At 71.3% G+C, this 15,742-nt stretch carries 6 protein-coding genes; all 6 read left to right on the top strand.

Annotated features, from left to right (window positions below; all coding sequences use genetic code 11):
* The first annotated feature begins 45 nt into the window (after nucleotides 1-45).
* The 6 genes from ACIO9J_RS04280 to ACIO9J_RS04305 all read left to right on the top strand — a co-directional run bounded on the left by ACIO9J_RS04280 (nucleotide 46) and on the right by ACIO9J_RS04305 (nucleotide 15,741).
* Nucleotides 46-9,096, top strand: a complete 9,051-nt coding sequence (locus ACIO9J_RS04280; protein WP_401992210.1) for a type I polyketide synthase — start codon at nucleotides 46-48, stop codon at nucleotides 9,094-9,096.
* An 11-nt stretch (nucleotides 9,097-9,107) separates the two neighbouring features.
* Nucleotides 9,108-11,579, top strand: a complete 2,472-nt coding sequence (locus tag ACIO9J_RS04285) for a beta-ketoacyl synthase N-terminal-like domain-containing protein (protein WP_401992213.1) — start codon at nucleotides 9,108-9,110, stop codon at nucleotides 11,577-11,579.
* Entirely contained in the window at nucleotides 11,576-12,379 is an 804-nt protein-coding gene (locus ACIO9J_RS04290) for a thioesterase II family protein (protein ID WP_401992214.1), read from the top strand. Before ACIO9J_RS04285 ends, ACIO9J_RS04290 begins: the two co-directional genes overlap by 4 nt.
* A 95-nt stretch (nucleotides 12,380-12,474) precedes the next feature.
* On the top strand, nucleotides 12,475-13,011 hold the full coding sequence (locus ACIO9J_RS04295; RefSeq protein WP_401992217.1) for a flavin reductase family protein: 537 nt from the start codon (nucleotides 12,475-12,477) through the stop codon (nucleotides 13,009-13,011).
* A gap of 11 nt (nucleotides 13,012-13,022) precedes the next feature.
* Nucleotides 13,023-14,306: an AMP-binding protein gene (locus ACIO9J_RS04300; protein ID WP_401993061.1), complete on the top strand. Its 1,284-nt coding sequence runs from the start codon at nucleotides 13,023-13,025 to the stop codon at nucleotides 14,304-14,306.
* Nucleotides 14,307-14,361: 55 nt separating this feature from the next.
* On the top strand, nucleotides 14,362-15,741 hold the full coding sequence (locus ACIO9J_RS04305) for an NAD(P)/FAD-dependent oxidoreductase (RefSeq protein ID WP_401992220.1): 1,380 nt from the start codon (nucleotides 14,362-14,364) through the stop codon (nucleotides 15,739-15,741).
* The last annotated feature ends 1 nt before the right edge of the window (nucleotide 15,742 follow it).

Genomic DNA, 15,742 nt, shown 5'->3' on the forward strand with positions numbered 1-15,742 from the left:
TCCACCTCAACGCTGTGTCGGCTTCGATCACAAGGAACCCAGCTCATGGCTCACAGCAACACCAATGACAGCCCGGCGAACGACGCCTCGGCCATCGGCCCCCAGCAGAAGCAGACCCCTCTCACCCGCGCACTGGACACGATCAAGACCTTGCGCCGACGGCTCGACGAGCAGGAGGGCAACCAGGCGGTCGCCATCGTCGGTATCGGTCTGCGTCTGCCTGGCGGCATCGAGGACCTGGACGGTTACTGGACGGCGCTGGCCGAGGGACAGGACCTGGTGCGTCCCCTGCCCGAGGCGCGCAAGGGCCCCTTCGCCGCCGATTGGCAGGGGCTGCCGCAGCGAGGCGGATTCCTCGACGACGTCCTCGGGTTCGACGCCGAGTTCTTCGGCATCAGTCCTCGCGAGGCCCGCCATCTCGACCCACAGCACCGGCTGCTCCTCGAGGTCGCGTGGGAAGCCCTGGAGAGCGCGGCGATCCCCGCGCGGCGGCTCGACACCGTCACCGCCGGGGTCTACCTGGGCATCATGTGGCAGGACTACCGGGAGTGGCTCGAGTCCGAGCCCGACGCCTACGCCACCACAGGCAACGGCCACAACTTCGCGGCCGGACGCATCGCCCACGCCCTCGGGCTGCGGGGACCGGCGGTCGCTGTGGACACCGCCTGTTCGTCCTCCCTGGTCGCGGTGCACTTGGCCGCGCAGGCCCTGCGCCGCGGGGAATGCGAGGTCGCCTTCGCGGCGGGAGCCAACCTCATCATGTCCCCCCGCTCGATGCGCCTCGTGCAGGAGACCCGGTCGCTCGCGCCCGACGGCCTCTGCAAGACCTTCGACGCCCGGGCCAACGGCTTCACGCGCGGCGAGGGCTGCGGTGCGGTCGTACTGAAACTGCTGGAGCACGCACGGCGCGACGGCGACCGGATCCATGCCGTGCTGCACGCGACGGCCGTCAACCAGGACGGACGCTCCGGCGGTTTCACCGCGCCGAATGTGCTCTCCCAGGTCTCGCTCATCGAGGCGGCCCTGGCCCAGGCCGGCCTCGAGCCCTCTGACATCGGCCATGTCGAGGCGCACGGCACCGGCACCGCGCTCGGAGACCCGATCGAGATGGAGGCGCTCGCCACCACTCTCGGGCGGCGCAACAACGGCTCGCCCCTGCCGGTGGGATCGGTGAAGACCAACTTCGGCCATCTGGAGAGCGCAGCCGGCATCGCGGGGCTGATCAAGGCCGTTCTGACGCTGCGGCACCGCCTCATCCCTCCCCTTGTGCACTTCCGCACGCTCAATCCGCGCATCGACCTGTCAGGGACGAACATCACAGTGCCGGACGAGTTGCTGGCATGGCCGACCGAAGCGGGACGCTTCGCAGCCGTCAGCTCGTTCGGGATGAGTGGCACCAACGCCCACGCCGTCCTGGGGCCACCGCCCGTGGCGGAAGCCACGCCGGCCGAGGCCACCGCCCCGGTCACGGGCTTCGACCTGTCGGCCCGCACCCCTGAGGCACTACGAGAGCTGGCGAAGCGCTACGCGGACCATCTCGAGTCCCCTGCTGCCGCCTCGGACGGCTACGCCGCCTTCGCCTACACCACGACCCACGGCCGCAGCCACCACCTGGTGCGCGCCCGGGTGACGGCCGGTGACATCACCACGGCATGCGCCGCCTTGCGGGCGCTGGCGAGCGGGATCCCCTCGGACGCCGTGGAGCTGACGGAGACGGCCCCCGGGGACAGCCCGAGCCAAGAGCCTGCGCCCGCGCACGGGATCCCCCGGCGCGTCGCCGGTCTGCCGTCGTATCCGTGGCAACGCCGGCGCCACGCGCCGGACGCACCGGCTCAGGCCGCGCTCCCGGCCCCGGCGGTGTCGCCGCCGACCGGGGAGAGCGGTCCGCCGCGCCCCGTCGCCCACGAGGTGGTCTGGGAGGCCCTGCCGGCCGTCGGCGCCCCCGTGGAACGGCTCGTCATAGCCGGTGACGACCACGAACTGCTCAGCCTCCTGATGGCTCAGGCCGAGTGCGGGACCGTGCTCGCCCCGGAGCCCATAGCGGTGCCGGACGGCTGGCAGCAGGCCCCCCTGCCCACTGACGCCGACGGCTGGGCCGCGTTCTTCGCAGACCTGGCAGGGCAGTCCCCCTGCCCGCTTCTGCTGGCGCCGGACTCCCCGTCCGTCACGTCCGCCGACGGTCGCAAGGATCCGGTGACCGATACCGCATCGCTCTGCGCGTCCGTGACCGCGGCGGTACGAGGGCTTGCGCGGGCCGGTGGCCCGCATCGCGTCCACGTACTGACCCGCGGCACGCTCCGCGTCGTCGAAGGCGAGCGGACGAGGCACGCGACCGGCCACGGCGCGCTGCACGGGCTCGCTCCCGTGTTGGGCCTCGAACTCGGCTCCTCGTGGGGCGGGATCGTCGACCTGCCGGCCGTCCCGACGGCAGCGGACGCGAGCGCCCTCATCGGCTTCATCGGAGAACAGACGCAAGCGCACGCGATGGGCAGCGGCACGCCTGTGGAGGACGCGGCGGCCATCCGCGCGGGCCAAGTGCGCGCGGCACGGCTGCGGACCGCAGACCGACACAGGAGCGCGCTCACGGTACGGGCGGACGCGACGTACCTGGTGACGGGCGGACTCGGCGCCGTCGGTCGCGAGCTGACGCAGGAGCTGGTGGCACGCGGAGCGCGCCACCTCCTGCTCATCGGCAGGCGACCGGAACAGGAACTGCCCGCGGAGGCACGCTCCTTGCTGACCCGGTTGCGCTCCCTCGGCGCGGAGGTCGTCTACCGCTCGGGAGGCTGCGACACGCGGGAGAAGCTCGATGCGGCCTGCACCCCCTTGCGGGACATGCCTGCCGTACGGGGCATCCTGCACGCGGCAGGCACCCTGGAGCGTTCCCCGGCGGCCGAGACGACCCGACAGGACTTCGCGGTCGCGCTCAGTGCCAAGGCCGCACCTGCCTGGTTGCTGCACCTGGCCTCCGCCGACTGGCCGTTGGACTTCTTCGTGCTGGTCTCCTCCGTCTCGGCACAGTGGGGCACCGAGGGGTGCGCCGCGTACTCCGCCGCCAACGGAGCCTTGGACGCGCTGGCGGCGAGCCGCGTCGGCTCCGGACTGCCGGCGACCAGCCTGGCCTACGGGCCTTGGGCGCTGGACGGCCTGGGCATGGCCGACGACGACGCACGAGCACGCTTCGCCCGTCTGGGCGTGGGCGCGCTGAGCCCCGAGGCCGGACGCGCGGCACTCACGGGCCACGCCACCTCGCCCTCGGGCCACGTGGTGCTCTGTCCCCTCGACCCGCCGCGGCTCGCTCGCGTGATGTCGGGCCTGCGGTCCCGGGGTCTGTTCGCCGACGCGGCCGCGACGGGCGCGTCCGGCCCGGCCGACGCTCCCGCGGCCGAGGAGCCCAAGGCGCGGAGCTTGGCCGACGAACTGGCCTCGCTGACGCCGAAGGTGCGCGAGCAGACCGTGCTCCGTCACGTACGGCTCCTGGTCGCCGAGCAGTTGGGCCACGCGGACCCGGGCGCGGTCCAGGACACCATCGGGTTCCTCGACCTCGGACTCGACTCCATCATGGCGATGGAGCTGTCGGTCCGGCTCTCCCAGGTGTTCGGCCTCCGCTTCCAGGTCGCGGACGTCTTCAACTACCCGACCGTCCATGAACTCGCTCGATTCCTGCTGGACGAGCCCGCCGGGCAGGAAGAGCCCGTGACGCAGACTGCGTCTCCGCTCCCTGCCGCGGCGGCCCCGGCCTCCGCCGGCGCCGATGCCGGTCAGGAGCAGTCGGCTCGATCCGGCGCACGGAATCAGGAACCCATCGCCGTCGTCGGTATGGCCGGCCGCTTCCCCGGAGCGGACTCGGTGGACGAGCTGTGGGAGTTGCTGAAGGCGGGCCGTGACGGAGTCGGGACCGTCCCGTCCGGCCGCTGGGACGAGGCGATCACGCGTGGTGCGGGCCCGCTCACCACCGACCAGGGCGGCTTCCTGCGCGACCTGGACCGGTTCGACGCGGCCTTCTTTGACATCCCGGCGCGGGAGGCGGCGAACCTCGATCCGCAGCAGCGGCTCTTGCTGGAGTCCGCCTGGCACGCGCTTGAGGACGCGGGCATCGACCCGAGCGGGCTCCGCGGCTCGCGCACCGGCGTGTTCGTCGGCCTCAGCTACGCCGACTACGCCCGGCTGCTGGCCGGAGGCGGAGCCGACGAGGTGGACGCCTACTACACCACCGGCACGGCGCTGAACGCCGCTGCCGGACGCATCGCATTCACGCTGGGTCTCCACGGCCCGGCCATGGCAGTCGACACGGCCTGCTCGTCCTCGCTGGTGGCGCTGCACCTCGCCGTGCGCTCGCTGCGCTCCGGCGAGACCGACACGGTGTTGGCGGGCGGAGCCAACATCCTCCTCGACCCGCTGTCGTCCATCGCGGTCAGCCGTGCCCATATGCTCTCGCCGCGCGGTCGCTGCCGGACCTTCTCCGCCGACGCGGACGGCTTCGTGCGCTCCGAAGGGTGCGGGGTGCTCGCGCTCAAGCGCCTGGGCGACGCTCGTCGCGACGGGGACCGGGTGCTGGCGGTGATCCGCGGCAGCGCCGTGAACCAGGACGGCGCGTCATCGGGGCTCACGGCCCCCAACGGACACGCCCAGGAACTGATGCTCGCCACGGCCCTCGCGGATGCGGGCGTCGCGGGTCACGAAGTGTCGTACCTGGAAGCTCACGGGACCGGCACCGCGCTGGGCGACCCCATCGAACTGGGCGCCGCGTGGAAGGTGCTCGGCCCCGGCAGGCGCCCCGAGGAACCCCTCCTCGTCGGCTCGGCCAAGAGCAACGTGGGTCACTGTGAGTCAGCGGCGGGTGTCGTAGGCGTCATCAAGACCGTCCTGGCACTGCGTCACGGGGTAATACCCGCCAACCTCCACTTCGACCGGCCCAACCCACATGTCCCGTGGGACGACATGAACATCCGCGTGGCGGACGAGGCGGTCCCGTGGCAGGCCGGTGAGCGGCCCCGTCTCGCCGGTGTCTCCGGGTTCGGGTTCACCGGTACGAACGCACACATCTTGCTGTCGGATCCGCCGGACTCCTGCCCTGTCCCGCCGGCGGTCCCGGAGCCGGCCACGGCCCACCTCGTGCCCTTGTCCGCCCCCGATGCCGAGGGCCTTGAGCGGCTGACCACGGCCTGGGAGCAGCGGCTGTCGCATGCCTCCGATGACGAACTCCCCTCCCTGGCCGCGGCTGCGACTGCCGGGCGTGCGCATTTCCCTTACCGACGGGCCCTGTTGGGAAGCTCCCGCGACCAGCTCATGAAGGCGTTGCGGGGCTCCACGCCGGATCCGGCGCCCTCGCGTCCTCCCCAAGTCGCCTTCCTCTTTTCGGGGCAGGGCAGTCAGTACTTCGGGATGGGCCGGGAGTTGTACGAGAACGAACCCGTTTTCCGCGAGGTGTTCGACTCCTGCGATCAGGTGGTCGCTCCGCGGCTCGGTGCCTCCCTGGCCGAGCTGACGTTCTACGGCAGTGACCACCAAGCGATCAACGAGACACGTGTGACGCAGCCCGCCCTGGTGGCGCTGGAAGTGGCGCTCGCCGCCCTGTGGAAGTCCTGGGGCGTGACACCGGCAGTCGTCTTGGGCCACAGCGTCGGCGAGATTTCCGCGGCCCTCCACGCCGGAGTCATGGACCTGTCCACGGGGTTCGAGTTGGTCCTCGAGCGGGCCCGGCTGATGCAGGGGACCGATCGCGGCAGCATGCTGGCCGTCGTCGCGTCCGAGGAGGCCGTACGGGACTGGATCGACGGTACGGGCCTGGATGTCGCGGCGGTCAACGGCCCCGAGTCGGTCGTCGTCTCCGGTGTCCCGGAAGCAGTGCACGCCCTGGCCGCCGGGCTGCGGCAGCAGGGTGTGCGGACCCGGCCCCTCAGCGTCTCCCACGCGTTTCACTCGCGTCTCCTGGACCCGGTACTCCCCGACTTGGCCGAGGCTCTGGGTTCGTTCACCTTCCGGGAGCCGACACTGCCCATCGTGTCCAACGTGACGGGCCGCCTCGCCGACGTGCGGACCTACGACGCCGCCTACTGGTGTGAGCACGCCCGCAACCCGGTCCGCTTCTACGACAGCGCGCGGCAGTTGGCCCCACTGGGGATCGACGTGTGTCTGGAGATCGGCCCGGACCGCACCCTGATCAATCTGGTACGAGCCGCGGGCCGGGGGCCGGCCGGCGGGCTCGCGGCCTCCTTGCGACGTGGTGGGAGCGATCGCGAGTCGCTCCTGACCGCGGCCAAGACCCTCTACGAGCAGGGGCAGGACCTCGACTGGAACGCCGTGCATCCGCGTGGCAGCGCCCCTCGTGTGGGTGCACCACGGTACCCGTTCGCCACGTCGCGGCACTGGACGCGTGCCCGGAGCACGCCGTCGCCGGACGTTCCGTGGACCCACGGTCCGGCCTGGGGCACCGAGTTGCGCTCGCCGGCGCTGCGCGGTCGGGTCTTCGTCTCGGAACGCAGCACCTCACATCCCCCGCACCTGACCGACCATCGGCTGTTCGGCACGGTGTCGGTCCCCGGGGCCTCCCAGACGGCGACCACCCTGTCGGCGCTGGGCAGCGGTGGCGTGCCCATCGCCTTGGCAGACCTCCACTTCCCGCGTGCGCTGGTCCTGCACGAAGGCGAGCGCTACGAACTGCAGACCGTCTCCTTCGAGCAGGAGGACGGCGCCACGACCGTGAGCGTCCAGAGTCTCGTGGACCCGCAGAGCAACCGATGGCAGGAGCACTTGGCCGCCCGTGCCGTACCCGCGGTGCCGGGACCGTCCCGTTCCGTGCCGGATCGCGACGCCTTCGTCGCCACGGCCGAGCGGCATCTGACCGGCGCCGCCTTCTATCGCCACCTGCGTACGCTCGGCTACCACTTGGGCCCCTCCTTCCGCTGGCTGGCGGAAGCCTGGATCAAGGGTGACGAGGCGCTCGTCCGCTTCGTCGAGCCGGAGCACATGAACGAGCCCTCGTCGGCCTATGAGATCCACCCGGGGCTCCTGGATTCCTGCCTTCAGAGCACCGTGGCGTTCGCCGTCGATCAGCACGGCGAGACGGCGGCGGCCGAGGCGTCCGAACTCGCCATTCCCTTCGCTGCCTCCCGACTCGACTTCCCCGGCCGACCGCCTCGGGGCGAGGATCTGTGGGGTCATGTGCAGGCCGTACGCAACCGTCGGTCGGGCGACTTCCTCCAGGTCGAGTCGGCGGACCTGCATCTCTTCCGGTCCGACGGTTCAACGGTCCTGGCCGTGGACGACTTCCGGTTCCGCCTCGCTCCGCGGGCGCTCTTGGAGCGCTCACTGCGCAGGGGCACGGAGCACGCGTACGGCATATCGTGGAAACCGCTCGAACCGGCCCTCGCCTCTTCCGGCCTGCGGGTCGTCGCCCTCCTCGGCGCCGAAGGAGAGACGGGCCGTACGGTCAAGGGGGCGCTGGAGGACCTCGGGCACCAGGTGTTCTCCGGTGAGCCCTCCGGGCCGCTCGGCGCGGATGTCATCGTCGACGCCCGCTTTCACCTGCCGGACGACGCCGGGGACGCCGAAAGCGCCTTGGCCGCCGCCTTGGACCTCTCGGCGTCGCTGCGGTCCGTACCGGGCGACGTCCCGTATGCCGTGCTCTCCTCGGCCACTGACTCCGGCGCACCCTTGCGTGAGGCGCTGTGGGGAATGCTGGCCTCGCTGGCGGCGGAGCAGCCGGGCCGCCGCCTGTTGCGGGTCGGCCTCGGCGAAGACTGGGACGCCAAGGCGCTGGCCCGCACCCTGGTGGACGGGCCGCGCGAGGGTGTTCTCGAAATGACCGCGGAGTCGGTGCGCACGGCTCATCTCACGCCGCTCCAGGAATCCGCCCCGCCCGCGGCGAAGGCAGCGGGTCAGGCCAAGGAGCGAGGCTCCGTCCTGATCACCGGAGGACTGGGAGGCCTGGGGCTCAGCGCGGCGGCCTTCCTGGCCCGGCGCGAGGTTTCGTCCATCACCTTGATGTCACGCTCCGATCCGGACGACGCCGCACGGAGCGCACTCGAGGAACTCGAGGCCTCCGGCACACGCGTGCACGTACTGCGCGGTGATGTCACCGATCCGGAGGACTGTCGAAGGGCCGTGGACCACGCCGCCCAGGATGCTCCGCTGCGCACGGTGCTGCATCTGGCCGGAACCACGGACGACCACGCTTTCGAGCAGCTCACGCCCGATTCCTTCAGGGCCGTCTTCGAGGCGAAGGCCCACGGAGCCGACGCCCTCGTCCGAGCCCTGGGCGAGCAGCCCTTGGACGCCTTCGTGCTCTTCTCGTCCGCCGCCAGCGTGCTGGGCTCGGCCGGCCAGACCAACTACGCGGCGGCCAACGGGTTCCTGGACGGCCTGGCCCACCGGCTCCGTCGTCGGGGTGTCCCGGCCACCAGCATCAATTGGGGCCCGTGGCTCCCGCGTTCGGGGCGTGGACTCGCCGCGAACGACGTCGTCGAAGGAGCCACGGCCGGGCTCGGCATCCGGCCGATCGCCGACGACGAAGCCGAAGAGCTGCTCGCCCTGGCTCTCACCGGGCAGCGGGAGAGGCTCGTCGCCGTCGCGGTGGACCGTTCGCGATACGGCGCGGCCTTGTCGGCCCAGGGCCGCAGCAGCATGTTCGACGGCGCCGTGCGGCAGCCTGCCGCGAAGCAGGAGCCTGCCCGTGGCTGGCTCCGCGGTGAGCTCCACGCCCTCTCAGCTGCGGACGGCGACGCCCGCCTGCGCGCCGCTCTGCACACGCTCACCGGTGAAGTGCTCGGCAGCGACTCCACGGACGACGACCTCGGCTTCGGCGACATGGGACTCGACTCCATCATGTCGATCGACCTGCGGACCCGGCTCGCGCACGCCCTGGGCACCGACCTGCCCGCGACGGTCGCCTTCGATCACCCCACGGTCGCTCAGCTGGCCGCCTACGCCGCCCGTGGGCTCTATCCGGCGTCGGATCAGCCGCCCGTGAGGACGGAGCACACGCCACCGCCACCCGTCGTCCCCGACGCTCCGACCGATGACGGTTCCCTGCAGAGCCTGTCCTTCGACGAACTCCTCCACACCGTGCAAGCGGACGTGGCAACAGAGAAATGAGGGCACAGACCATGGACACCGCGCAGATACGCGCCTTGATGGAGGATCAGCTGAAGCTGTCCCGTCGGCTGCGGGCCAGGGTGGAGGAGCTGGAGGAAGCCAGGCACGCCCCCATCGCCATCGTCGGGATGGGCATGCGGCTGCCGTCCGGCACCGCCGAGGACATCGACTCGCCCGAGAGCTACTGGGACTTCCTGCGCAGCGGCACGAACGCCCAATCCGAACTGCCCGACGACCGTCCGGGCCTGCGAGCCGTGTACGACCCGACGCCGGGTACGCCCGGACGGTCGTACGTGTCACGGGCGGGGTTCCTCGCGAACATCGCCGACTTCGACGCGGACTTCTTCGGGATCTCCGCTCGCGAGGCGACATTCCTGGACCCGCAGCAGCGGCTGCTCCTGGAAACGGCGTGGGAGGCACTGGAGCGTGCGGCCATTCCGGTACGACGCTCTGAACGCCTCGACGTGGGCGTGTACTTGGGCATGATGGCCTCCGAGTACAGCGAACGTCTCGAGGACCGCGCGGACACCACAAGGATCGATCCCTACTACACGACGGGCGGAGGGCTGTGCTTCGGCGCGGGGCGCATCAGCTACGTGATGGGCTTCTCCGGACCGGTCGTCAGCGTGGACACAGCCTGCTCGTCGTCACTGTCCGCGCTGCACCTCGCGGTGCGCGGCCTGCGCGGCGAGGAGTGCCGCTACGCATTGGTGTGTGGCTCCAACCTGCTGCTCTCCGCCAACTTGATGGTCTCGCTGTCGCAGACACGGGCTCTGTCCCCCGAAGGGCGCTCCAAGGCGTTCATGGCTTCCGCCGACGGGTACGGGCGAGGGGAGGGCGTGGGTGCGCTTGCGCTCATGCGCCTGGCCGACGCCCAGCGGGAGGATCGGCCGATCCTGGCCGTCATCCGCGGCACGGCCATCAACCACGACGGCGCCGCGTCCGGGCTGACCGCACCCAACGGCCCCGCGCAGCAGGAGGTGATCCGCGCGGCGCTGGCCGACGCCCGCACCGATCCGTCGGAGCTCGGATGGATCGAGGCGCATGGGACCGGAACCGCTCTCGGCGACCCCATCGAGATCGGCGCCCTCCACGAGGTGGTGGGCGAGGCCGTACGGGACCGAGACGCCCCACTGGCGCTGGGCAGTGTGAAGTCCCGCCTGGGTCACTTGGAGGCCGCATCGGGGGTCGCCGCGGTGATGAAGGCGGCCCTGATGCTCAAGAAGGGCGAGATCCCCGCTGCGGCGGCGGACGAGGACGGTGAACTCAACCCTCATATCCCATGGAACCAGCTGCCGTTCGAGGTGCCCCGCAGCCCTCGTCCTTGGCCGCGGTCGCTGACGCATCGAGTCGCCGGCGTCAACTCCTTCGGGATGAGCGGCACCAACGCGCATGTCGTCCTTGCCGCGCACGAGACCGACGTACCGGTGCGCCGTGCCTGCCCCGCGGTGTCCGCCGATTCCGGCGGCGCCCGTCAGGAGCTGCTGACTCTCTCCGCCAAGGACGAAGAAGCGCTGCTGAGGCTGGCCGAGCGGGTCAGGACACATCTGAAGGGCACGGACGGCTCGATGGTGTCCTCGGTATGCCACACGCTTCGGACGGGACGCGCCGTCTTCCCGCACCGACTGGCTGTCACGGGCACGACCGTGGCCGAGCTGGCCGACGCTCTGCAGATGGCATCGGAGCAACGGCCCCAAGCCCCCGGCAGGCTCCCGCGACCACCGGCCGTCGACCGGGTGACGCTGCACGTGACCACGGACACGGACCGGCTGTCCGCGGGAATCACCGAACTCGTCGATGCTCTTCCCGGGCTGGCCGATGCCGCTGCGGACGGCGCGAGCGACCCGGTCCAGGCCTTGACCCTTGTAGGTCAGGCCCTCGGGTTGGGCGTGTCGGTGGTACCGGGTGAGCTCTCCCAGCAGGCGCCGGCCGTCCTCTCCTGGGGCTCCGAGGAACGGCACGTCCTCGTCTCGGAACGCCCTGGCACCACCGTCACCCACCTGCTGGACGCACTGGCCGCGCTCTTCGCAGCGGGCGCGAATCTCCAGTTCGACGCCATCGCGGCTCCTGGCACGCACCTGCTCGGCGACCTGCCCACCTACCCGTTCACCCGCAGGCGCCACTGGCTCGATGAGCCCTCACCGGACACGGTGGCCGAGAGTTCGCGTCCCGGGAGCACCCCACCACACCCGGCTCTGCCGTCCCCGGACGACCGCGAGGCTCTGCGTGCCTATCTGCGCGCCGAGATGACCGACGTCCTGCAGTCCCCCGACCCCGTGGATCCAGACCTGTCGTTCCTGGAGACCGGCGGCGACTCACTCCTGTCGACCCTCTTCATCACCCGGGTCGAGACCCACTACTCCCTCAGCCTCACGCCCGAAGACCTTCCTCTCGACCTGCCGCTCGCCGAGCTGTTCGACCGGCTCTCGGACAACATCGCCGCCACCGCGGCCCGGACAGGGGCGGAGGTGCCCCGCGGGTGACTGCCTTCATACGCCCACGCAAGCTGGACACACCTACGCTCCGCCTCGCGGTGTTCCATCACGCCGGAGGTTCGGCCTCGGGCTATTTCCCGCTGACCCGCGGTCTCCCCGACGGCTGGGACCCTCTGCTGGTGGATCTGCCGGGGCGGGGCAAGCGGCACACGGAGCCGCCGTCCACCGACGTGGCGTCCCTCGTCTCCCGGACGGTCGAAGACCTGCTTCCCTGGAGCGGGCCGGCGCCGCTGGCCCTGTTCGGCCACAGCCTGGGCGCGATCATCGCGTTCGAGGTCGCGCACGCACTGGAGCAACGAGGCGTTCCGGTGGTGTGGTTGGGAGTGTCCGGCCGGGTGGCGCCGGACGCCTCGGTCCCGGGTCCGCGCCTCAGCCCGGCCATGCCCGACGAGGAGTTGCTGCACGGTCTCGACCAACTGGGCGGGCTGCCTCCTCTCCTCCACGAACTCCCCGACTTCCGCCGACGTTTCCTCCGGCTGATCCGGTCCGACTTCGGCGCCCTTGGCGCCTACCGCCCGGACGCCGCCCGCCGCCCCCTGGCAGCTCCGGTGACGGCCTTCGGCGCCGCCGAGGATCCGCTTGCGCCACCGCGGTATCTGGACTCCTGGTCGCGCGAGACCTCGCGGGGGTTCACCAAGTGCCTGCTGCCCGGCGGGCACTTCCACTTCCTCGACGACTCCTTCGCCCACTTCACGCGCGTACTGGTCGCCGAAATGCGCCCATGGCTTCGGATGCCGCCGGCCGCCCCTCCGTTCGCCACCGCAGAGCCCGCCGCGACCGCGGTATAGGCACGCCGCGACACCCCTCATTCCCCCCAGGAGGCAATGCCATGACAGGCCGCCATGCCACAGGAAGCCACCCACCAGGCGATCTTCGCTCGCTGATGACAGCGTTTCCCACCGGCGTCTCCATCGTGACGACGTCCACACAGGACGGCGCGCAGTGGGGCATGACCTGTACGTCTCTGTGCAGTGTCTCGCTCGATCCGCCCGTGCTCCTCGTCTGTCTGCGCGGCAACAGCCCGACACTCAACGCCGTGCGGGACAGCGGCCGGTTCGCCGTCAACCTGTTGCACGAGCAGTCACGCCCGACGGCGGAGCTCTTCGCCTCCGGCGCCCCGGACCGCTTCGATCGGGTCGCCTGGTACGCCCACGCGGGCGCCGCGGGACCACACCTGACGCACTCGTCCCACACCATCGCTGACTGCTCCGTGGTGACCACACACGAGGTGGGGGACCACTGCGTGGTCCTGGGCAAGCTGGACGTCGTCACGCAACTCCGGGCACAGCGGCCCCTGTTGTACGGGATGCGCCGCTACGCCTCGTGGCCGCCGTTCGACGAGGAACAGGAATTCATCAAGAGGTTCCCCAGAGCGAGGCGTCAGGCTTGCGCCGTCCCCTATCCAAAGGAAGCACCGTGAGGACCGACCAGATGGCGCCACCGCGCCACACCCGTGCCGTCCAGCCGTCTCACGCAGCGTTCCCCTCCCGAACGACCCATGCCACGGTCGGAGCCCGAGCGGTCGATACGGCCCTCCCGCCGCCTGCCGACACCCTCGACGGTCTGTTCACGCAGACCGCGAGGCGTCGGCCCGACGGCATCGCCGTGCAGGACGCTCGCGGCGTCCTGCGCTTCGCCACGGCGGAGAGGCGGGCCACGCAACTGGCATCGCTGCTGATACGCAACGGCGTCCAGCTCGGCGACCCGGTGATCATCCACTGTGACGACCACCAACAGGCATTGGTCGCGCAGTTGGCCGTCCTCAAGGCGGGAGGGGTGTGCGTCCCCACGACGCACGACCTGGGACAACGGGAGCTGCGGACGGCAGCCGCCCTCAGCGGCGCCCAGTTGGTCCTGTGCAGCCGATCGACCCACACCCTGTGGCCGCGCGGCCACGCCGTGCTGCCCCTCGACGACGAGCAGACATGGCGCTGGGCCACCGCCCAGCGGTCGGACCGGGCGCTGCCGCTCTCCCAAGCACGGGAAGCCGCCTATCTGCTGATCTCCGAGGGAAGCCCCGACGAGCCCACCGGGCAGCTGATCGACCACCGTGCCTGGCAGCTCTCCCTCGGAGCCAGGGCCCGCGCCGCGGGCCCCGCTCCCCGCCAGGTCTTCGTCTCCGGGCCGCCGGCGGGCACGAGCGCCCTGTCCGGCATGTGGTGGGCGTTCACCTCCGGCGGGGCACTCCGCACGTTGCCCCGCCCCGGCTCCCCGGTGGTACGCGGTGGACCGGCGTGCGCCACCGTGTTCAGTCCCGAGGAGTACGACGCCGTCGTCGACGCACTGCCCGTCCGCCCCCGCCTCGTCCAGCTCATCGGCCGACCGGCCCCCGGCCCGCTGGTGGCCCGGCACTTCGAGGCCCTGCCGGGTACCCGGCTGCGCGCCGACTTCGCGCCGGCAGGGGGCGTCCTGCCCTGGGCCTCACGCGAGTTCACGGCTCAGGGAGAGGCCCGTCTGTCCGCCGAAGCCTTGGGCACACCGGTACCCCAGGTCCGCGTGCACGTGATGGACCCGCTCGGCCGTCCTGCGGCAGCCGGGCACACCGGTGAGCTGTGCGCCGCCGGATCCGCGCTCCCGTTCGACACCATCCGTCGTTCCGAGCGCGCGCTGCCGTCCTGGGGCAACGCGCCGCTCCTGCGCTCTGGAGTACTCGGGCGACGCACCCTCGACGGTGCCCTCGAATGGGGCGAGGAGCTTCCCCGAGCCACCGCCTGAACCCCACCCCCTCACCCGCTCACCCTGGTCGTCGCTTCGGAGAAAGGAGACCGGCATGTCGACGAAGTCCGGTCAGCACGGACTCGTACTCGGCGGTGGTTTCGCCGGTATCCTCGCGGCCCATGTCCTGGCCGCCCACATGGACTCCGTCACCGTCGTGGAGCGCGACGTCCTGCCGAGCCGCCCGGAGCCCCGCAAGGGCGTGCCGCAGGCCCGTCACTCGCACCTGTTCATGGGGGCCGGTGCCCGCACGGCCGATGCGCTCGTTCCCGGGCTCCTGGATGCCTGGACGGAAGCAGGCGCCCAACTCCTCGCCGCACCGTCCGATGTGGCGTTCCTGACGAAGTACGGGTGGCTGCCGCGCACGGCTCACGACGAGTTCGTGCTCTGCTGCAGCCGGGGCCTCCTCGACTGGGTGATGCGCGACAGGGTGCTGCGCAACGAACGCATCACGGTCCTCACGGAGACCGAGGCCGTCGGCCTCACCGGTGACGCCCGCCGGGTGACCGGCGCCGAACTCCGCCACCGGACCTCCGGAGAACGCACGGTGCTGGAAGCCGACTTCATTGTGGCGGCCACGGGCCGCTCGTCCCGGGTCGACGACTGGCTGGCTCCCCTGGGAGTTCCGCGCATCCCCGTGGAGGTCGTTGACGCGGGTACCGCCTATGCCACCCGGCTCTTCCGCCCCACCCCGGAGATGCACCGGGACACCCCAGGCATCGTCATGATCGCCAATGTGACCGGTGAGGCGACGGGCGGTGTGCTGCTACCTCTGGAGAACGGCCTGTGGACGGCCACGGTGATCGGCATGCGCGGCAGTGAGCCTCCTACGAGCGATGAGGAGTTCCAGGACTTCGCGAAGCGGCTGTCCCACCCGGCGATGGCCGAACTCATCTCAGCGGCCACCCCGCAGGGGACCGCTCGTGGATTTCGGGGGCTGCTGAATCGCCGCTTGCGATTCGAGAAACTCCCCCGGCACCCCGAAGGACTCGTCGTACTCGGCGACGCCGCGTGCACCCTCAACCCCTCCCATGCACACGGCTTGACCGTGGCCGCCTCCGCCGTCGCGGCCATGCGCGCCCACCTGCGGCGGCACGGAGCCGTCCCCGCGGTCGCCGGGCGGGCCCAGCGGGCCGTCTCCCGATCCGCCGTCACGGCCTGGCAGCTGTCGGTCAACGACGATCTACGCCATCCCGATGTCGTCGGCCCCCGGCTCTCCCCGATGGTCCGCGCCCAGAACTACTACGCGGACCGAGTCATGCTCGCCGCCACCCGCCAACCCGACGTGACCCGAGCCCTGTTGGATGTCATCGCACTGGCGGCGCCCGTCACGTCGCTCATGCGGCCGCGCGTGCTCACCGCCTCGTTCCGAAACGCGGGCGGCTCCCCTACCGACTCTTCCGCCGACCCTCTGTTCCAGCCCCGTGGTGCCTGAT

Origin of the sequence: Streptomyces sp. NPDC087300 (assembly GCF_044744425.1) — a bacterium.
Classification (GTDB): domain Bacteria; phylum Actinomycetota; class Actinomycetes; order Streptomycetales; family Streptomycetaceae; genus Streptomyces.

Excerpts from the sequence above, each read along its gene's own strand:
- ACIO9J_RS04280 (WP_401992210.1), top strand. The coding sequence starts at position 46 with ATGGCTCACAGCAACACCAATGACAGCCCGGCGAACGACGCCTCGGCC.
- ACIO9J_RS04285 (WP_401992213.1), top strand. The coding sequence starts at position 9,108 with ATGGACACCGCGCAGATACGCGCCTTGATGGAGGATCAGCTGAAGCTG.
- ACIO9J_RS04295 (WP_401992217.1), top strand. The coding sequence starts at position 12,475 with ATGACAGCGTTTCCCACCGGCGTCTCCATCGTGACGACGTCCACACAG.
- ACIO9J_RS04300 (WP_401993061.1), top strand. The coding sequence starts at position 13,023 with ATGGCGCCACCGCGCCACACCCGTGCCGTCCAGCCGTCTCACGCAGCG.
- ACIO9J_RS04305 (WP_401992220.1), top strand. The coding sequence starts at position 14,362 with ATGTCGACGAAGTCCGGTCAGCACGGACTCGTACTCGGCGGTGGTTTC.